At 73.7% G+C, this 18963-nt stretch carries 17 protein-coding genes; 11 read left to right on the top strand and 6 right to left on the bottom strand.

Features of this window, described 5'->3' with window-relative positions; translation table 11 throughout:
• Positions 1-145 precede the first annotated feature (145 nt).
• The 5 genes from ABT006_RS12555 to ctaD all read left to right on the top strand — a co-directional run bounded on the left by ABT006_RS12555 (position 146) and on the right by ctaD (position 6010).
• Positions 146-1144 (top strand): glucosyl-3-phosphoglycerate synthase, encoded by a 999-nt coding sequence (locus ABT006_RS12555; protein ID WP_466024174.1) that lies wholly within the window; start codon positions 146-148, stop codon positions 1142-1144.
• A gap of 76 nt (positions 1145-1220) precedes the next feature.
• Positions 1221-2378 (top strand): glycosyltransferase, encoded by a 1158-nt coding sequence (locus ABT006_RS12550; RefSeq protein WP_350705725.1) that lies wholly within the window; start codon positions 1221-1223, stop codon positions 2376-2378.
• Positions 2379-2590: 212 nt separating this feature from the next.
• The gene (locus ABT006_RS12545) at positions 2591-3055 is read left to right on the top strand and encodes a DUF4383 domain-containing protein (RefSeq protein ID WP_350705723.1); all 465 of its coding nucleotides are present in this window, start codon (positions 2591-2593) and stop codon (positions 3053-3055) included.
• Positions 3056-3169: 114 nt separating this feature from the next.
• A complete protein-coding gene (locus tag ABT006_RS12540) occupies positions 3170-3898 on the top strand; it encodes an ATP-binding protein (RefSeq protein ID WP_350705721.1) in 729 nt (242 codons plus the stop codon).
• A 108-nt stretch (positions 3899-4006) separates the two neighbouring features.
• Positions 4007-6010, top strand: coding sequence for an aa3-type cytochrome oxidase subunit I (ctaD, locus tag ABT006_RS12535; RefSeq protein WP_350705719.1), 2004 nt, complete (start codon positions 4007-4009; stop codon positions 6008-6010).
• Between the two features lie 77 nt (positions 6011-6087).
• On the opposite strand, the gene ABT006_RS12530 is transcribed toward ctaD, so the two are convergent.
• Positions 6088-7227 carry a SigB/SigF/SigG family RNA polymerase sigma factor gene (locus tag ABT006_RS12530; RefSeq protein WP_350705717.1) on the bottom strand — a complete coding sequence of 380 codons (1140 nt, stop codon included), beginning with the start codon at positions 7225-7227 and terminating at the stop codon, positions 6088-6090.
• 228 nt (positions 7228-7455) lie between these two features.
• Entirely contained in the window at positions 7456-8877 is a 1422-nt protein-coding gene (locus ABT006_RS12525; protein WP_466024179.1) for a hypothetical protein, read from the bottom strand.
• Between the two features lie 190 nt (positions 8878-9067).
• Between ABT006_RS12525 and ABT006_RS12520 the strand changes: the two genes are divergently transcribed.
• Positions 9068-9298, top strand: coding sequence for a CDGSH iron-sulfur domain-containing protein (locus tag ABT006_RS12520; RefSeq protein ID WP_350705715.1), 231 nt, complete (start codon positions 9068-9070; stop codon positions 9296-9298).
• A gap of 41 nt (positions 9299-9339) precedes the next feature.
• On the opposite strand, the gene ABT006_RS12515 is transcribed toward ABT006_RS12520, so the two are convergent.
• From ABT006_RS12515 to ABT006_RS12505, 3 genes are all read right to left on the bottom strand, one after another.
• On the bottom strand, positions 9340-10485 hold the full coding sequence (locus ABT006_RS12515; RefSeq protein WP_350705713.1) for an iron-containing redox enzyme family protein: 1146 nt from the start codon (positions 10483-10485) through the stop codon (positions 9340-9342).
• Positions 10486-10562: 77 nt separating this feature from the next.
• On the bottom strand, positions 10563-12299 hold the full coding sequence (locus ABT006_RS12510) for a thiamine pyrophosphate-binding protein (RefSeq protein WP_350705711.1): 1737 nt from the start codon (positions 12297-12299) through the stop codon (positions 10563-10565).
• Positions 12292-13416: a baeRF2 domain-containing protein gene (locus tag ABT006_RS12505; protein WP_350705709.1), complete on the bottom strand. Its 1125-nt coding sequence runs from the start codon at positions 13414-13416 to the stop codon at positions 12292-12294. Before ABT006_RS12505 ends, ABT006_RS12510 begins: the two co-directional genes overlap by 8 nt.
• Positions 13417-13558: 142 nt before the next feature.
• Between ABT006_RS12505 and ABT006_RS12500 the strand changes: the two genes are divergently transcribed.
• The 3 genes from ABT006_RS12500 to ABT006_RS12490 all read left to right on the top strand — a co-directional run bounded on the left by ABT006_RS12500 (position 13559) and on the right by ABT006_RS12490 (position 15480).
• On the top strand, positions 13559-14107 hold the full coding sequence (locus tag ABT006_RS12500; RefSeq protein WP_350706172.1) for a hypothetical protein: 549 nt from the start codon (positions 13559-13561) through the stop codon (positions 14105-14107).
• A gap of 130 nt (positions 14108-14237) precedes the next feature.
• Positions 14238-15098 carry an alpha/beta fold hydrolase gene (locus ABT006_RS12495; protein WP_350705708.1) on the top strand — a complete coding sequence of 287 codons (861 nt, stop codon included), beginning with the start codon at positions 14238-14240 and terminating at the stop codon, positions 15096-15098.
• Positions 15099-15141: 43 nt separating this feature from the next.
• Entirely contained in the window at positions 15142-15480 is a 339-nt protein-coding gene (locus ABT006_RS12490; protein WP_350705706.1) for a hypothetical protein, read from the top strand.
• Positions 15481-15623: 143 nt separating this feature from the next.
• Here the strand turns inward: ABT006_RS12490 and ABT006_RS12485 are convergent, their stop codons facing one another.
• Complete coding sequence (locus ABT006_RS12485; RefSeq protein WP_350705704.1) at positions 15624-15974, bottom strand: DUF3817 domain-containing protein; 351 nt, start codon at positions 15972-15974, stop codon at positions 15624-15626.
• Positions 15975-16148: 174 nt separating this feature from the next.
• Here ABT006_RS12485 and ABT006_RS12480 point away from each other — a divergent pair, with 174 nt between their 5' ends.
• Together ABT006_RS12480 and ABT006_RS12475 are read left to right on the top strand one after the other, a co-directional pair.
• Positions 16149-17627: a glutamate-cysteine ligase family protein gene (locus ABT006_RS12480; protein WP_350705702.1), complete on the top strand. Its 1479-nt coding sequence runs from the start codon at positions 16149-16151 to the stop codon at positions 17625-17627.
• A gap of 269 nt (positions 17628-17896) precedes the next feature.
• Positions 17897-18895 carry a hypothetical protein gene (locus ABT006_RS12475; RefSeq protein WP_350705700.1) on the top strand — a complete coding sequence of 333 codons (999 nt, stop codon included), beginning with the start codon at positions 17897-17899 and terminating at the stop codon, positions 18893-18895.
• Positions 18896-18963: the final 68 nt, after the last annotated feature.

The raw sequence follows: 18963 nt of genomic DNA, 5'->3' as shown, positions 1-18963 counted from the left end.
AACGTTCACCAGGGGGGAACCCGACCGCGTGACCCCCGTGATCAAGCTGTTAGGCATGCTGCGGTTAGCGCGAGCGCAGTAGTGGGAAAAACAGAACGGGTTTTTCCGCCACGATCAGGGGGTGCCTGTGCGGAATACGGAGACGATGGTTTCACCGGTGGTGGAGGCCTGGGCCACCTACCGCACCACGTCCGCGGCCGACTGGCCGGCGCGGCGGCTGCTGCGCGCGAAGGGCGACAGCAGGGTCAGCGTGGTCCTGCCGGCCCGCAACGAGGAGGCGACGGTCGGCGCGATCGTGTCGACGATCCGGGAGCACCTGATGGACCGGGTGGCCCTGGTCGACGAACTGATCGTGGTGGACTCGCGCTCCACCGACCGCACGGCGCAGGTGGCCCGCGCCGCCGGCGCGGAGGTGGTCGGCCAGGACGCGATGACCCGGGGGCTGCCCCGGCTCACCGGCAAGGGCGACGCGCTCTGGGCCGGACTGGCCGCGGCCGAGGGGGACGTCGTCGCGTTCGTCGACGCCGACCTGCGGGAGTTCCGCCCCCACTTCGTGACGGGGCTGATCGGCCCGCTGCTGACCGACCCGTCGGTCGACTTCGTCAAGGGCTTCTACCACCGCCCGCTGGTCGGGACGACCGGTGTGGAGGCCGACGGCGGGGGCCGGGTGACGGAACTGGTGGCCCGGCCGATGCTCAACCTGTTCTGGCCGGAGCTGGCGGGCTTCGTCCAGCCGCTCGCCGGTGAGTACGCCGGCCGCCGGGAGGTGCTGGAGCGGGTGCCGTTCGTCTCCGGCTACGGGGTGGAGACGGCGATGCTGATCGACCTGCTCGACCTCGTCGGGCTGGACGCGCTGGCCCAGGTGGACCTGGGCGAGCGCAAGCACCGCCACCAGGACACCGCCGCGCTGGGCCGGATGTCGGCCCAGATCATGCTCACCGCCTGGTCGCGGTTGCAGCGACGCGGCTGGGCGGCCCCGGGCGCGATGCCCGCCGCCCTGCTGACCCAGTTCCGGCGCGGCGGCTCCGACGCGCTACCCAACCTGGACCGGGAGATCGTCGTCAGCGACGTCTCCATCGAGGAGCGACCGCCCCTGGCGGAGCTGCGGCACCGGATCCCCCGCCGACGGGTGGCCGCGGCGTGACCGCCCGGCCGCACCAGAACGCAGGTGACCGGTCGCGGACGGCCCAGGGCCCCGCCGAGGGAAGGAACCCCGCACGATGAGCCTCACCGTCCTGATGAACGCCGGTCCGTGGCTGTCCGTGCCGCCGCCCGGCTACGGCGGCATCGAGAACGTGATCGCGACGCTGGTGCCGGAGCTGCGCCGCCTCGGCGTACGGGTGGTGCTCGCGTCGGTCGACAGCAGCACCCTGCCGGTCGACGAGAAGCTGTCCGTCTTTCCCGACGGGCAGTTCCACTCGCTGCAACGGCCGTACAACCAGGTCTGCGGCATCTCCCAGGCGCACCTGAACGGGGTGGTGCGCGCGCTGCACTCCCGCGACGACATCGACCTGGTGCACGACCACGTGGAGGCGGTGGGCCTGGCCACCCTCGCCGCGATGGGGCCGGACGCCCCGCCGGCGCTGCACACGCTGCACTGGGACCTGGCCAAGCACCCAGCGCTCTACGGCAACCTGGACGGCGGCGACCGGGTGCGGGTCAACGGGGTGTCCGCCTCGCAACTGGCCCGCGCGCCCCGGGCGCTGCGGGAGCACTCCGTGGGGCACGTGCACCTGTCGACCCCCCTCGCCGTCGACGCCGACCGGCGGCCGGCCGCGGACAAGGGCGACTACCTGGTCGTCCTGGGCCGGATCAACCCCGGCAAGGGCCAGGACCTGGGGGCCCGCCTCGCGCACCGGGTGGGGGTACCGCTGGTGCTCGCCGGGCCCGTCGGGCCGTACCACCGGCCGGAGGACCTGGCTGCCGCCGGGGACGAGGCACGACAGAACCCGGACGTCCGGTTCTTCTACGACGAGGTGGCGCCGCACGTCGACGGCGACCTGGTCCGCTGGGTGGGCACCGTGGCCGGGCAGGAGCGCGACGACCTGCTGGCGGGCGCCCGCGCCTCGCTGTTCCCGCTGCGCTGGGAGGAGCCGGGCGGCACGGCGGTGGTCGAGTCGCTGGCCCTGGGCACGCCGGTGGTGGCGACGGCGCGGGGCTGCCTGCCCGAGCTGATCGAGCACGGCCGCACCGGCCTGCTCACCACCGACGAGGACGAGCTGGCCGACCTGCTGCTGGCCGCCAGCCTCCTCGACCCCGACGAGTGCCGGCGCGAGGCCGCGGCGCGCTTCACCCCCGCCGTGATGGCGGAGCAGTACGTGGGCCTCTACGAACGGGTCCGCCAGCTCACCGCCGCACCACGGCTGCAACCGGTCTGATCCCACGCTCCGTGCCCGGGGCCGGGCCGCCTGGCAGGCGGGCCGGCCCCGGCGTCGCGTGCCCGGGCCGCCGGAGGGCACGGGGAGGTTCGCCGGGGCGGCTCCGGTCGTCTCGTGCCCGGCACGAGGAGATCCGCCGGCCGCGGGTTTGGCGGGATGAGGAGCGGGAAGGCGCGGACGGCCCAGCGTTCCCGCACAGTGAGGAGAAGGCGGTGACCGGTCCCATGGCGCACTCCCGCGCCCGGCACAACCCGGCCGACGGCAAGGCGCCGGTCCGGCGGGCCGCCGCCGTCGTGGCGGTGGTCTTCCTCCTGGTCGGCGTGCTCGGCTTCGTGCCGGGGGTCACCAGCGATTTCGGGGACCTGCGGTTCGCCGGTCACGAGTCCGACGCCAAGCTGCTCGGCGTGTTCCAGGTCTCGGTGCTGCACAACATCGTCCACCTGCTCTTCGGGGTGGCGGGGCTGGTGCTGGCCCGGACGGTCTCCGGCGCCCGCACGTTCCTGGTCGGCGGCGGAGCGATCTATCTGGTGCTCTGGCTCTACGGCCTGGTGGTCGACCACAACAGTGGGGCCAACTTCGTCCCGGTCAACAACGCCGACAACTGGCTGCACCTGTTCCTCGGCGTCGGCATGATCGCGCTCGGCGTGCTGACCACGCGGGGGCAGCCCCGCCGGTGACGCACCGCGAGCGGCGGGCGACGTGACCGTCGTCGGGGTCGCCCGCGTTCCGGTTTGACTCCCCCGGCGCCCGGGTAGTTCGCAGGTCCCCGACCACGCGAAGCGAGGGCGCAGATGTCGAGCCGGATCACCTGCGAGGTGCGCGACGCGTCGCCCGTGACCGTCGTACGGCTCCGCGGCGGCCTCGATGTCGGCACCATGCGCGCGGTGCACGCCGTGCTGGCGGACTGCCTGGCCGCCCAGCCCGACGCCCTCGTGGTCGACCTGACCGACGTCACCGTCCGTGACCGGCTCGCGCTCTCGGTCTTCGCGGCCGCCGCCCGGCGCGCCGCCGACTGGCCGGCGGTGCCGGTCGTGCTCTGCGCCCCGCCGTCGGAGGCGGCGGACTGGCTGGCGGAGTCGACGGCCTGCCGGGTGGTGCCGGTGCGCCGCGACTGCGAGGAGGCCACGCGGGTGGCGAACGCGGCGGTGGTGCCGCGGCTGCGGGCCCGGCTCGAACCGGTGGCGGAGGCTTGTCGGCGGGCCCGCGAGCTGGTCGCCGACGCGTGTGCCCGGTGGAACGTGCCGCAGGCGGCCGGCCCGGCCTCGCTGGTGCTCAGCGAGCTGGTCGGCAACGTGGTCCGGCACGCCGGGACCCCGATGCAGGTGACGCTCACCCTGCGCCAGCCGTACCTGCACCTCGCGGTGGTGGACGGCTGCCGGGCCTCGGCGCGGGCCGGCTCTCCCGAGCTGCTGGCGGAGGGCGGCCGTGGCCTGATGCTGGTCCGCGAGCTGGCCCAGCGCTGGGGCAGCGTGCCGGCCGGCGACGGGAAGGTCGTCTGGGCCGTACTGCCCGCCAATTGACCGAAATTACCGCTCTAGCCTGAATAGCCGCTGTCGCCTGGTTACATGGGCAGAGGGGCGGGTAGGCACGCCGTCCTTTTTCTGTCGTCATGGCGGGGTGAGAGTCACATGCCCAAGCGGGTAACCACGGAACCTCCACGCGACCGGGGCCCGGCGATCCTGGCACCGGCACGCTTCGGTGGCTTTCCCGGGCCGCTGCGCAAGCCGCTCCCCGGCGGAACCCTGATCCGGTTCCTGGCCACCACCGACCACAAGCAGATCGGCCTGCTCTACCTGCTCACCTCGTTCGGCTTCTTCCTGGTCGCCGGGATCGAGGCGATGCTGATGCGGGCCGAGCTGGCCCGACCGGGCCTGCAGTTCCTCGCCCCCGAGCAGTACAACCAGCTGTTCACCTCGCACGGCGCGGTGATGCTGCTGCTGTTCGCCACCCCGGCGGCGTTCGGGTTCGCCAACTACATCGTGCCCATCCAGATCGGCGCGCCCGACGTGTCGTTCCCCCGGCTCAACGCCCTCGCGTACTGGCTCTACCTGTTCGGCGGCCTGATGGTGATCGGCGGCTTCGCCCTCCCGGGCGGCTCCGCCGACTTCGGCTGGACCGCGTACACGCCCCTGAGCAGCGCGGAACACTCCCCGGGCGTCGGCGCGAACATGTGGGTGGTCGGCCTGGTCATCTCCGGGCTGGGCACCATCCTCGGCGCGGTCAACCTGGTCACCACGATCCTGACCCTGCGCGCGCCCGGCATGACCATGTTCCGGATGCCGATCTTCACGTGGAACATGCTGTTCACCAGCGTGCTGGTGCTCCTGGTCTTCCCGCTGCTCGCCGCGGCGCTGCTGGCGCTGGCGGCGGACCGGCTGCTCAACGCGCAGGTCTTCACCCCGGAGAACAACGGCTCGATGCTCTTCCAGCACCTGTTCTGGTTCTTCGGCCATCCCGAGGTCTACATCATCGCGCTGCCGTTCTTCGGCATCATCACCGAGATCATCCCGGTCTTCGCCCGCAAGCCGATCTTCGGCTACACCGGTCTGGTGCTGGCCACCATGGCGATCACCGTGCTGTCGATGACCGTGTGGGCGCACCACATGTTCGCCACGGGCCAGGTGCTGCTGCCGTTCTTCAGCATCCTGAGCTACCTGATCGCGGTGCCCACCGGGGTGAAGTTCTTCAACTGGATCGGCACGATGTGGAAGGGACAGCTCACCTTCGAGACGCCGATGCTGTTCGCGATCGGATTCCTGGTCACCTTCCTCTTCGGCGGCCTCACCGGGGTGCTGCTGGCCAGCCCGCCGGCCGACTGGCACACCCACGACACGTACTTCGCCGTCGGGCACTTCCACTACGTGCTCTTCGGCACGGTGGTCTTCGCCCTCTTCGGCGGCTTCTACTTCTGGTGGCCGAAGATGACCGGGCGGCTGCTCGACGAGCGGCTCGGCAAGGCGCACTTCTGGACCATGTTCCTCGGCTTCCACGGCACCTTCCTCGTGCAGCACTGGCTGGGCAACGAGGGCTTCCCCCGCCGGTACGTCGACTACCTGCCGAGCGACGGCTTCACCGCGCTGAACACCTTCTCCAGCATCTCCGCGTTCGTGCTCGGCGCGTCCACGCTCTTCTTCATCTGGAACGCCTGGAAAACCTGGCGCTACGGCGCCATGGTGGCGGTCGACGACCCGTGGGGCTACGGCAACTCCCTGGAGTGGGCCACCACCTGCCCGCCGCCGCTGCGCAACTTCGACCGGATGCCCCGGATCCGCTCCGAGCGTCCCGCGTTCGACGCCAAGTACGGCCCGCTGGTCGCCGACCTCGGCCGGGACCTGCCCCAGCGCACCACGAAGCCGCCGCAGCAGTTCCGCGAGGAGCTGCACCGCGAGAGGCACCTGCCCGAGGCGCCGGCCGCCGAGGGGGCGCACGGCGCACGGGAAGCGGCCGGCTACCACCCCGCGCCGCAGTCCGGTGCCCGGCCGGTGGACGTGCCGGAGCCCGAGGAGGTGCGCCGGCCCAGCTTCGAGTACACCGAGCCGGAGGAGGAGCCCCGGCCCGGCGCCCGGCCGGAGCCGCCGGAGAAAGACCGCTGGCGGCACCCGCGCGAGCCCGACGACACCCCGGAGCGCTGAGCGGGCGTACGCGAAAGGGGCCGGCGCCCGTGCGCCGGCCCCTTTCCGTCGTCTGGCCGGCAGGTGCCCGGCGCGCGTCAGTTGTCGCGGGCCGGCGCGAGGCCCGCGGCGGTGAGCGAGCGGCGCACGGCCGGCTGGACCCGGGTCAGCCGCAGCGGCACGCCGGTGCGGGCGGCGGCCTCGCGGCCGGCCATCAGCGCGGCGATGCCGCCGGCGTCGAAGCCGCCCGCGCCGACCAGGTCCACCACCACCTCGGCGGGCTGGCCGGTCACCGCCTCCAGCATGGCCCTGCGGAGCTGGTCCGCGCCGTCCCGGTCGACCTCCCCACCGACCTCCACGACCACCCGGTCGCCGTTCTGCTTCACGGAGATGCGGGTCTTCGTGCTGTCCGACTCGGCCGCGCCGTTCTGCCACGGCGGCGGGGCGTCGGCGAGCATCGCCTGGCGCAGCCAGGTCAGCGCCCGCGACAGCAGCCGCGAGACGTGCATCTGGGAGATGCCGAACCGGGCGGCGATCTCCGCCTGGGTCTGGTTGCCGTAGAAGCGCATGGCCAGGATGCGCCGCTCCCGCCAGGGCAGCCGGTGCAGCAGCCCGCTGACGGTCACCCTGTCGTCGACGGACTCCAGCGCGTTGTCGGACTCGCCGACCAGGTCGCCGAACTCGGCCGAACTCTCCCCGCCGACGGGGGCGTTGAGCGAGGCCGGGCTGTAGCCGGCCGCCGACTCCAGCGCGGCCAGGATCTCCTCCTCCGGCGTCTCCAGCCGCGCCGCCAGCTCGGCGACCGACGGGGCCCGGGACAGCTCGCTGGTCAGCGCGGCGGTCGCCTGCCCCACCTCCAGGATCAGGTCGCGCAGCCGGCGGGGCACGTGCACGCCCCAGGTGCGGTCGCGGAAGTGGCGCTTGATCTCGCCGACGATGGTGATCGCGGCGTACGCGGTGAACGAGCCCCGCTCGGGGTCGTACCGGTCGACGGCGTTGACCAGGCCGAGGCGGGCGACCTGCTCCAGGTCCTCCAGCGGCTCCCCCCGCCCCCGGTACCGGCGGGCGAGTCGGCCGGCGAACGGCAGGGCGAACCGGACCAGGTCGTCACGCGCCTCCTGACGCCGTTCGGGCGGAAGACCCTCGATCCGGGCCGCGTACGCCAGCGCGGCCGCGTCCAGGTCCTCCAGGCCCCGATCGGTCGGAGGTGGTGTGGTTGTGGTGCTCTGTCCGAACATCCGCGCCTCCCTCAGGAAGGTCCCCCGCCCGGATTCAGGAAACCGGTCGTGCGCGCGCGTGGTCGCACCACGCACCGGGCCGGAAGTGGGTCACATGACTGGGATGCCAGCGGGCGACGACGCCGCGCCGGACGGCGTGATCAGGCCGTCGCAGCCAGCGGTGTTCCCGCTCCGTAGGTACTCAATCACGGGACCCCGGTTTCGCGAGGATGTTTCGACAGGGCTGGTTCAACAGATCAGCAACCCCTGGTGGGCGCCGCTGTCCCGCAGTGCCGCGAGTGCCTCGGCGACGGTCATCGGCGGCGGCGTCGGCAGGTCGTACGGCTGGGCCCGCAGCACCTCGGTGGCCCGGCGGGTGGGCACGGAGGTGACCGGGTAACCCCGCGCCGAGGGACGGTCCAGCGCCCGCCGGCGGCGGCCGAAGCCGGCGACGGCCAGCCACTGCGGCAACCCAGCGAGCGCCGGCGACCGCAGGCCGGGCGGCTCGGGCAGGACGTCCACCGAGCTGAACGGCTCGCTGCCGGCGAGCCACCACTCCACCCCCTCCACGCTGCGCCGGGTGGCGTTCTCGCACCAGTACGGCACCATTCCGGCCCGCACCACCTGCCACGGGTCGAGCAGCCGGCCGCACTCCACCACCAGCCGGTTGCCGGTCTTGCCGGCCGCGCGCAGCCAGCGCCGGTACAGGTCGGCGGTCGCGGCGCTCAGCGCGCCCGGCCTCGGGACGAGCACGCGGTGCAGCGGATGCCGGTGCCGGGCGGTCCACTCCCGGGCACTGTCCTCGAAACCGGACTCCACGCCGTGTTCGGCCGGGGCGGGTGGCGCGCAGACCTCCGGCGGCTGCCAGTGCGCGCCGTCCCCGCCGGCGGAGCGGAGCACCTGGCGCAGGGCGTGACTGTCCGGGTGGAAGTCCACCGGGTCCAGGCCGCTGCCCGGGCAGCCGACCTGGAAGCTGTGGCCGGGCGCGGAGTCGAACACCGGCCAGGTGCGCACGTCGCGCAGCAGCAGCACCGGTGCGCCCGGCTCCAGCAGGTCGGCCAGGAACCGCGCGTACGCGGCCGGCAGGGACCGCCACCGGGCCGCGAGCGACACCGTGGCGCCGGCCAGCACGCCCCGGCTGGCGGGGCAGTGCACCTGGCGTACGTGCAGGTCGGGGTTGCCGGCGAGCAGGCGGGCCGTCAGCGCCGCTCCGTGGTCGAGGGCGGCCTGCGGCCTGTCCACGGCGCCCTGGGCCCAGTGCACGCTCATCTCGAACCCGGCGGGCAGCCAGGGCACGCCGAGCGCCGTCGCCAGGTGCGCGGCGGCCCCGTGCGGGGAGCCGAGCAGGGCCCCCGGGTAGCGGCGGCGGGGGTACTGGTCGGCGAACCAGCGAGCGATCCGCTCGGCGTCGACCTCGGCCGTCTGGCCGGGGGTGAGCGCCACCCGACCGGCGGCCCGGACCACCGCCGCCCGCCGGACCGGCTCGGGCGCGCCGGTGAACCGCGACAGTGGGCCGGGGTGTCCAGGGTGTCCCAGGTCGGCGCAGTCGGTGCCGCGCAGCGCCCGCGCGGTGGCGGCCACCAGGACCCGGGCCGCGCTGCCGGCGGCCACCACCCGGTCGCCCGCCAGTCCGGCACCGTCGGCCGTGAGCCCCTTGCGCACCTTGTGCACCGGCCCCACCTTGCCTCGTTCGCTCACCACGCGGCCCGGCTTCCCGTCCCGATGGGGTTCAAACGGGGCATCCCCCACCGGGCGGGAGTAATCAGAAGATCCGGGCGGTTGCCGCCGTCCCCGCCGCCAGCCCGGCACCCCGGCCGTGACCAGGGGTTTCGGCACCGGGACGGCGGGCACATGAGCGCCCATGCGCGCAGACGACGACACGCCCGCCGCGGCGGCCACCATCACCCCGTACCAGGACGGCCCGCTGCTGGTCCGGGGCGACTTCGCCCTGCTCACCCCGGACGGTGAGACCATCGACGCGCGGCGGGGCACGGTGGCGCTGTGCCGGTGCGGCAAGTCCGCGCTCAAGCCCTTCTGCGACGGCACGCACAAGGCGATCGGCTTCCGCGCGGGCACCGACCGCCAGACCTGACCCCACCCACCCCGCGATCTTGCGTTTGGCGCCCCGACGAATCAGGACGGACAACCCGCAACGGGGGCCGAAAGTGCAAGATCGACGAGCGGTGGATCGGTGAGGCGCGGAGCGCGGGCCGCGCCGGCCCGAGGGGACTCCCGCAGCGTGACCCGGGGCGGGCCGGGGGTCGGGCGCAGCGAGGTGCGGCCGGCGGCCCAGGCCTCGAGCAGGTGCGCGGCGAAGAGCCGGTCCACCGCCAGCGCGGCGGCGGCACCGAGGAGCACGTCGGGGGCGAGCCCCGGCTCCACCCGGACCAGACCGCCGCACAGGTCGTGCGCGGCGATCTGCTCGTGCACCGCGTCGGCCTCCACGTGCTCGTCGTAGAAGCGGGTGGCCGCCTCGTCCAGGCCGAGCCGGCGCAGCCCGTTGCCGTACCGGCGGTTCGGCAGCGACGAGGTCATCTCGTACGCGGCGAGGTGCCCCAGCAGCGCCCCGCGCAGCCGCCGGTGCAGCCCGAACAACGACATCAGGTTGTTGGTGGCCAGGGTGACCGCCGGCACCGCGTCCAGGTGGGCGGCGTATCCGGTGTCCAGCCCCAGGCGGTCCAGGGTCACCCGGAACAGCTCGGCGTGCATCCGGTCCAGCCGCCCGTTGCCGTACTCGTCCGTCTGGATCTCCACCAGGGCGGCCTTCGCCGGTCCGCCGAGGCGCGGCAGGGCCCAGCTGTGCGGGTCCGCCTCCCGCAGGTGGTAGATCGAGCGGTGGGTGACGAACTCCCGGAACTGTGCCAGCGACGCCCGGCGCTGGAGGTGACCGGCGAGCGACGGCCCGGCGTCCGCGGCGACCACGTCGGCGAGGGCGGCCGGCACGCCGCCGGGCAGCACCGCCGGCAGCGGCCCCACGAGCGCCCGCACCGCCGCCTCGAAGACCCGTTCGGCGTACGCGCGCAGCGCGAGCAGGGACGGCTGCCACTCCCAGTCGTCGTCGACGCCCCGCCAGCCCCGGTAGTGCAGCTCGTAGCAGCAGAAGAGGGTGAGCTGGAGGTCCTCGTCGGTGAGCGGGTCGACCGGGTCGAGCCGAGCGCCGAGCCCGGCCGGCAGGTCGTGCGGCTCCTGCCGCAGCGCGTCCAGCACCGCAGCCGAGACCGGTCCGCGGGGCTCCGGCAGGCGCGCGGGACCGTACCGGCGATCGGTGGGCTCGGACAAGGCGACCTCCCGCGTCTGACTGCCGGTCCTCAGTGCCCGCCCGCCGGGCGGCTAAACGAGGTCCTCGGTCTCCACGGTCACCCCGGCGGTGAGCATCCGGTCGCGGACCCGCCGGGCGGCGTCGCCCTCGGCGAAGACGCCGCGCAGGTCCGCGAACGCCGGCTCGGGAGGCGCCAGTCGTACGGCCGGGTCGACCACCGCCTCCACCACGCACGGGCGGTCGGCGGCGAGCGCCTCGTCCCAGGCCGCCCCCACCAGTTCCGGCCGGTCGACCCGCACCCGTGCAGCCCGAGCAGGCGGGCCCAGCCGGCGTACGGGACGTCGGGGCGGCGGCGCGCGGGGTCGGTGGACGGCGGACGGCCCCCGCCCATGCCGGACTGGTCCCGGTTGTTGAGCACCAGCACCACCAGCCGGGGATCGCGCCACTCCTGCCAGTGGTGCGCCACGGTGACCAACTCGGCCAGCCCGTTGAGCTGCATGGCGCCGTCGCCGAGCAGGGCGATCACCGGCTGGTCCGGGGCGGCGAGCTTGGCGGCCACGGCGTACGGCAGGGCGCAGCCCATCGAGCCGAGTGTGCCGCAGAGCTGCGCGTTCACTCCCGGGGGCAGTTCCAGGTGCCGGGCGTACCAGTAGATGACCGAGCCGACGTCCACCGCGACCGCCCCGCGCCGGGGCACCCGGGTGGCGAGTTCCTGCATCACGAGCTGCGGGTTCACCGGCTCGGCGGGGGCGGCGGCCCGGTCGGCGCGCTCGGCCCGCCAGCGGTCGACCGAGCCCTCCACGGTCTCCCGCCAGCGGGCGTTGGGCCGTTCCGGCACCCTGGCCAGCAACGCCCGCAGCGTCTCCGCGGCGTCCCCCACCAGCGGCACGTCCACCGGGTAGCGGGTGCCGATCCGGCGCCCGTCGATGTCGATCTGCACGGTGCGGGCCTGCCCCGGCATCGGGAAGTAGTCCGTCCACGGGTCGTTCGTGCCGACCAGCAGCAGGGTGTCGCAGCCGCCCATCAGCTCGGCGGCGGCCGGGGTGCCGACCTCGCCGAGCACGCCCGCGTGGAAGGGCAGCCGCTCGTCGAGCACCGGCTTGCCGAGCAGCGAGGTCGCCACCCCGGCGCCGAGCCGGTCGGCGAGGGCGACGATGTCCTCCGCCGCGCCCCGGGCGCCCTGCCCGACCAGGATGGCGGTGCGCTGGCCGTTGGCGAGCAGTTGGGCGGCCGCCTCCAGGTCGACGTCGTGCGGCAGCACCCGGGCCAGTGGCTCCCCGGGCGTCGCCGCGAGCACGCCCGCCGCCTGGGGTTGCAGGTCGGGCACCGCGATCTCCTGCAACTGGCGCGGCAGCACCACGCAGACCGGGCTGCGGGTGGCCGCGGCGGTGCGGAACGCCTGGTCGAGCAGGGCCGGCACCCCGGCGGGGGTGCGGCCGTACCGGACGAACTGGTTGCACACGTCGCCGAACAGCCGGCTCAGCCCGATCTCCTGGTGGGCGCCGCCGAGCGGGCCGGAGACGTCCTCGCCGACGATGGCCACCACCGGCTTGCTGTCCAGCTTGGCGTCGTAGAGCCCGTTGAGCAGCTGGACGGCGCTCGGCCCCTGGGTGGCCAGGCAGACCCCGATCCCGCCGGTGAACTTGGCGTGCCCGGTGGCCATGTAGGAGGCGGTCTCCTCGTGCCGGGCGGGGACGAACGCCGGGTCCCCGCCCGAGGCGTCGAGCGCCTCGACCACGGGGGCGATGGCCTCCCCCGGGTAGCCGAAGGCCCGCGGCACCCGCCAGGCACGGAGCCGCTCGACCACCAGGTCGGCCACGGTCCGCTCAGGCATTGCCACGCCCCGGCGTGGCGGCGTCGACGTACCGCAGCACCGCCCCGACGCCGTCGGTCAGCTCGGGCGCCTCGTCGGGGCCGAGCACGGTCAGCTCGGCCTCGGTGCCGACCAGGGCGCGCACGAGCGCGGCGTCGGCCCGAACCTTCTCCGGGTCGCGCACCGACATGTCGGCGAGCTGCCGCGGGTCGGTGGCGATCGCCGTCGGGTCCGGCCCGATCCACAGCTCCCCGTTGGCCGACGGGTCGTCGACGATGAGCATGGTGTCGACCTGGTTGCGTTGCAGCGCGGAGACCACCGCTTCCAGCCCGGCGCCGACGTCCTCCTGCATGCCGAACCGGTCCAGCGCGGCGGTGATCCGCTGGTCGGCCACCTCTGCGATGGTCTGCACGGTGAGGTCGTCGAGAAGCGTCTGGTCGGCGCCGCCGGCCCGGGAGCCGGCGTCGGTGCGGACCATGGCGTCCTGCCAGCGTTGCGGCATCTGGGCGGCGATCACGCCGGTGGCCCGCACGTCGCCGGCGACCACCACCACGTCCGCGCCGACCTTCTCGGCCAGCTCCACCGTCGCCGCGGTGACGTCGCCGGCGTTGTGGTGCCAGGCCTCCATGGCGGCGCGCTGGTAACGCGACTGGGACCAACCGCCGGGCCGCACCCGGCGCAACTGGAAGTCCTCCCGGCCGGTCACGTGGGCGCGGCGCGGCACGCCGCCGGCGCTGATCGCCATGGCATCGGCCCCGGTCCGGTCGGCCAGCACCCGCACCCACGCCACCTGCTCGCCGCGCTGCGCCAGCATCGGCATCACGTGCGGCAGCGGCGTGAACGCGGCGAGGTCCCGCCGCGGCGGGGCGGAGAGGTACTCCGACAGCACCACCCGACCGCGGGTGCCGAAGACCGCCAGGCCGTAGTCCCCCGGCATCGGATCGTGCCCGCGGACGACCCGTTCGACGGCGTCGATCGTGTCCACGTCGGCGCGCTGTTCCTGGAGTTGGTTGCGCAGGCCCCGCCACCGCAGATCGAGCGCCGGGTGGGCGTCCTGGGTGTTGGCGGAGGCGTCCAGGTACACCGAGACCCACGGCCCCGGCCAGTCGTAGAGCGGGCGCAGGAAGGACAGCTGCATGCTCGACCCCTTTCCAGCTCGGCCCCCCGCTTACCCGCGCCGATCCCGTTGTCACCTGGCCGCCGTGAGCGCGTGACCAGGATTCATTCACGTCGTTCAGGCCGGATGGCCGATACCATCGGTGAACGCAACCGGACTCTGGGTGGTGACCATGGACAGCGACCTCCATATCCGGCGGATCGTCCACCCCACCGACCGGATCGTCACCGGCCGGGTCGTCCGCCTGCTCGACGGCTACCCGCGCGAGGTGCGGATCGGCCAGCCGGTGCTGGTCGCGGTGCTCGCGGCGGCCGGGGTGGCCGGGCTGCTGGCGGCGGTGGTCCGGTCCCTGTTCTCCACCGGCTCCGGCGCGGCCCGCCGACGGTTCAAGGACCTGAAGAAGGGCCCCGAATACCTGGTCACCCCGGTGCGGCTGCGCGACTCCGCCGGGCAGCTCTGCGAGGTCGAGCTGCACGGGCACCTGCCGCAGAGCGCCCTGCACCCCGCCGACCACGTGCAGCTCACGCTGCGCCGGCAGGGCGACCCCGACCTGCCGCCGAAGATCGAGCGGATCGTCAACCTGACGACCGGGCAACTGCTCACCCCGCGCACCGCCACGCTGTGGTCGCACCTCGGGCCGCCGCTGCTGCTCCAGGCGGCACTGGGCGGGCTGCTGGTCGCCGCCCTGCTGGCCTGGGCCGCGCTCACCTGAGTCACGCCCGGCGCCGACCTGGCTCGCACGCCCGGTGCCGACCCGACGTCTCGCGCCCGGCGCCGGCCTGGCTCGCGCCCGACACCGACCTGACGTTTCGCGCCCCGCGTGGCCGGGCACCGCAGGCGCCATGTTCGCCGGATTCACGCTCGACGAGATCGACCTCGGGCCGGTACGCCTGCGCGTACGCCACGGCGGGTCCGGGTCGCCGGTGGTGCTGCTGCACGGCCATCCCCGCACCCACGCCACCTGGCACCGGGTGGCGCCGCTGCTCGCCGAGCGGCACACGGTCATCTGCCCGGACCTGCGCGGCTACGGTGGCTCGTCGACGCCGCCGAGCACGCCCGACCACGCGCCGTACTCGAAGCGGGCGATGGCGGGCGACGTCGTGGCACTGCTCGACGCCCTCGGCCACGACCGCGCGGCCGTGGTGGGGCACGACCGGGGCTGCTACGTGGCGATGCGCACCGCGCTGGACCACCCCGACCGGGTCAGCCGCCTCGGGGTGCTCGACGGGGTACCGATCGGGGAGGCCCTGGCCCGCGCCGATGCCCGGTTCGCCGCCCGGTGGTGGCACTGGTTCTTCCTGGGGCAGCTCGACAAGCCCGCCGAGCAGGTGATCAACGCCGACCCCGACGCCTGGTACGGCGGCTCCCCCAGAGAGATGGGCGAGGAGGCGTACGCCGACTACCGCCGGGCCATCCACGACCCGGCGACGGTGCACGCCATGTGCGAGGACTACCGGGCGGGCCTCGGCCCGGACCGGGCGGCCGACGACGCCGACCGTGCCGCCGGCCGGCGGATCACCTGCCCGGTGCTCTTCCTGTGGTCCACCCGGGACGACATGGTGGACCTCTACGGCGACCCCGCCGCGATCTGGCGGGAGTGGGCCGACGACGTGCGGGCCGCGCCGGTCGAGTCGGGCCACCACATGGCCGAGGAGGCCCCGGAACAGCTCGCCGCCGAACTGTCCGCCTTCCTCGCCGGTTAGTTCCCAGTACGTCAACTCCAACGGCCGGGTTCCGGGCGGTACGGTGGTCGAGGCGGGGACCGTCACGTTCACGGGAGCCGAGACGGCGGCGCTGAAGGCCGGCAAGGTCTACGCCGTCCGCCTGATGTCTCGCGACAGCAACACCAACGTGTCGGACTCCCTGGACATCACCGTCCCTGCTCCCCGCACAAAGACGCTCAAGGCACTTGTGACCTTGTTCCGAGGCCTGGGTTGGATCGACAACGACGGGATCGCCGACAGTCTGCGGACGAAGCTCGACGACGGGGAGTTGGGCAGCCTGCTCAACCAGTTGCGGGCGCAATCCGGCAAACACCTGACGGAGGACGCGGCCCTGATTCTCAAGGAAACGTCGAATACCTGATCGAATCGTCGCCGCACACGAGGCGCTAGCGTCCGGCCAGTCCGAAGGGCAGATTGCTCATTCCACGAGCAATCTGCCCTTCGTCTCGGAAGCCCTTTTGTCCTGCCTCGGTTTGCGGCGGTTCTGCCGCCGGGTCGGGCGGGTCAGCCGACCGGGGCGGCCTCGCGGGCGGGCTCGCGGGCGGGCTCGCGGGCGGTGTCGAGCATGCCGCGCCGCCGCGCCCAACGCTCGAAGGCGAGCGTGGCGAAGGGCGGCACGGCACAGGCCAGGGCCACCCCGGTCGCCACCAGACTCCACCGGCGCAGGCGGGCCACCGCGAGCACCAGCACGCCGTACGCGATGAACAGGCCGCCGTGGATCGGCCCGAAGACCTGCACGCCCAGCTCGTTGGCGGGCGGGCCGTACTTCACCGCCATGCCGGCCAGCAGGGCGGCCCAGGAGATCGCCTCGGCGATCGCCGCCACCACGAACAACCGGGTCACCTTCTCGCGCATCAGCATCTCCACCTCTCGCCGCCGGCCATGCTATCCGTGATCCCGGGCGCGTCCGGCACGCGGGCGACGGGGATCACCCGGAGCCCCGCTGGGTAGAGAAGAGGTCCTCAGGTCTTCCCCGGCCCCGACGCGACGTGCGAGGTTTAGGGGACCAGCGGTGACAGGGTGGTGACCATGGGCGAGGAAGTCGGCGTACGGACCTTCAGTCGCGAGGATCGGGCCCGCTACCGGGAAAAGGTGCGCCGTTGCCTCGACGTGTTCGCCGAGATGCTGCGCGAGTCGCGGTTCGACGTCGACCGGCCGATGACCGGGTTGGAGATCGAACTAAACCTGGTCGACGGGGACTCGATGCCCGCCATGCGCAACGCCGACGTGCTGGCCGCCGTCGCGGACCCGAGCTTCCAGACCGAGCTGGGCCAGTTCAACGTGGAGATCAACGTGGCGCCCCGCCGGCTGACCGGCACCGGCACCGCCGAGTTCGAGGAGCACGTACGGGCCAGCCTGAACGCCGCCGAGCAGAAGGCCCGCGCGATCGGCGCCCACATGGTCATGATCGGCATCCTGCCGACGCTGCGCCCCGAGCATCTGACCGCGGCGACGCTGTCGGCCAACCCCCGCTACGAACTGCTCAACGAGCAGATCTTCGCGGCCCGGGGCGAGGACCTGCGGATCGCGATCAACGGGGTGGAGCGGCTCGCCGTCACCGCCGACACGATCACCCCGGAGGCGGCCTGCACCAGCACCCAGTTCCACCTGCAGGTCAGCCCCGCCCAGTTCGCCGACTACTGGAACGCCGCCCAGTCGATCGCCGGCATCCAGGTGGCGCTCGGCGCCAACGCGCCGCTGTTCTTCGGCCGCGAGCTGTGGCGGGAGACCCGCATCCCGCTGTTCCAGCAGGCCACGGACACCCGCGCCGAGGAGATCAAGGCGCAGGGCGTACGCCCCCGGGTTTGGTTCGGGGAACGCTGGATCACCACCGTGTTCGACCTGTTCGAGGAGAACGTCCGCTACTTCCCGGCGCTGCTGCCGGTCTGCGACCCGGAGGACCCGGCCGAGGCCCTCGCCGCCGGCGGCGTGCCCACGCTCGCCGAGCTGCGCCTGCACAACGGCACCGTCTACCGGTGGAACCGGCCCGTCTACGACGTGCTCAAGGGTCGCCCGCACCTGCGGGTGGAGAACCGGGTGCTGCCGGCCGGGCCGACCGTGCTCGACACCGTCGCCAACGGCGCCTTCTACTTCGGCCTGGTCCGGGCGCTCGCCGAGGCCGACCGGCCACTGTGGTCGCAGATGTCCTTCAGCGCCGCGGAGGAGAACTTCACGAGCTGCGCCCGCCACGGCATCGACGCCCAGGTCTTCTGGCCCGGCCTGGGCTACCTCCCGGTCACCGAGCTGGTGCTGCGGCGGCTGCTGCCGCTGGCCCACCACGGGCTGGACCGGTGGGGCCTGGACCCGGGCGAGCGCGACCGGCTGCTCGGCATCATCGAGCAGCGCTGCCTGACGGGGCGCAACGGCGCGAGCTGGCAGGTGGAGACCCTGCACCGGCTGGAGTCCACCGACCACCTCGACCGGCCGGAGGCGCTGCGCGAGGTGGTGCGGCACTACGTGACGCTGATGCACAGCAACCGGCCGGTCCACGAGTGGCCGCTGCCCTGATCAGGGCGGGCCGGGCGACCGGCGGGATCGGCGCGGGCACTTTGGGGCACAGGTCGATCACCCAGCGCGATTGCGCAGGGCGGAAGAACCCCCGAGGCCGGAAGCGTCCCATGATGAGACGCGGACATCGATCCCGCACGATTCGTTGCTGGTAGGAGGGGTCGGGCGGGTGCGTCCAGGCCGACCGGTGGCCCCCGTTCGCCGGTCGCGGGCGGCGTCGCCAACGTCGACGTCGCGCCCGGGTTCCACCCCCACCCTGAGGAGCGCACGTGACGCAGACCCAGCGGTCCCCCCAGCAACCCGACGTACCCGTCCGGATCCGGCCCGACACCGCGCAGACCGGCACGTCCGCGTTCGTCACCGGGCACTTCCCCCGGCGGCGCGGGCTGATCATCCTGCTCAGCGTCCTCGGCGGCTTCCTGCTGACCGTGATCTGGTCGGCGGAGTTCGTCGACCGGACCATCGGCGACAACGTCGCCAACACCCTGCTCGGCCACGACGCCAAGGAGACCCCCATCCAGGGCGTCGCGGCCGGCGTGCTGTTCGCCTTCGTCTCCGGGATCGCCGGCACGTTCACCGCCTGCAACATCGCCGCGTTCGGCGCCCTCGCCCCGCTGACCGGCACCACCGGCAGCAGGCTCAGCAGGTTCGTGCAGCCGCTGAAGCCACTGGGCTGGATGTCGGTCGGCATGATCGCGGTGTCGGCCACGTACGGCGCGATCGTGGGCTTCGTCGGAACGTCGATGCCGCAGTTCTCCACCGCCAGCAACAGCCCCGGCAGCCTGTCGCCGCGGAGCATCCAGTCGATGGTGGTCTTCGGCGTGATCGGGCTCATCATGATCTACCTCGGCCTGGCCGCACTCGGCGTGGTGCCGGATCCGTTCGCCCGGATCGCCCAGCGGCATCCCAACGTGCCGATGGTCTTCATGGGCGCGCTGATCGCCGGCTTCCTCATCGGCCGGCCGTTCGCGCTGTTCCGGCAGATGTTCCGCGACGCCGCCGAGAGCGGCAACCCGCTCTACGGGGCCGCGGCGTTCACCCTCCAGTCGATCGGCAACATCGTCATCATGGCGGTGCTGTTCCTGCTGCTGGCCTGGCTCGCCGGTTCCCGCCTGCAACGGTGGTTCAGCGCCCGGCCGACCCGACTGGCGACCCTGACCGCGGTCGCGTTCATCGTGGCCGGCGCCTTCACGTTCCTCTACTGGGACGTGCGGATCCTCGCCCGCCGCGAGATCATCCCCTGGTATCCGACGGCCCCCTGGTCCTGACCGACCCCGGCCGGGGGCGCGGGCGGGGGCGGCCCCCGGCCCCCCCCGCCCGGCGCGAACGGGCCCGA

It is taken from the genome of Micromonospora sp. NPDC002717, from assembly GCF_040295705.1.
In the GTDB taxonomy this organism is placed as follows: domain Bacteria; phylum Actinomycetota; class Actinomycetes; order Mycobacteriales; family Micromonosporaceae; genus Micromonospora.
The sequence above is the reverse complement of the archived record's forward strand: the minus strand, read 5'-3'. Positions and strand labels throughout refer to the sequence as shown.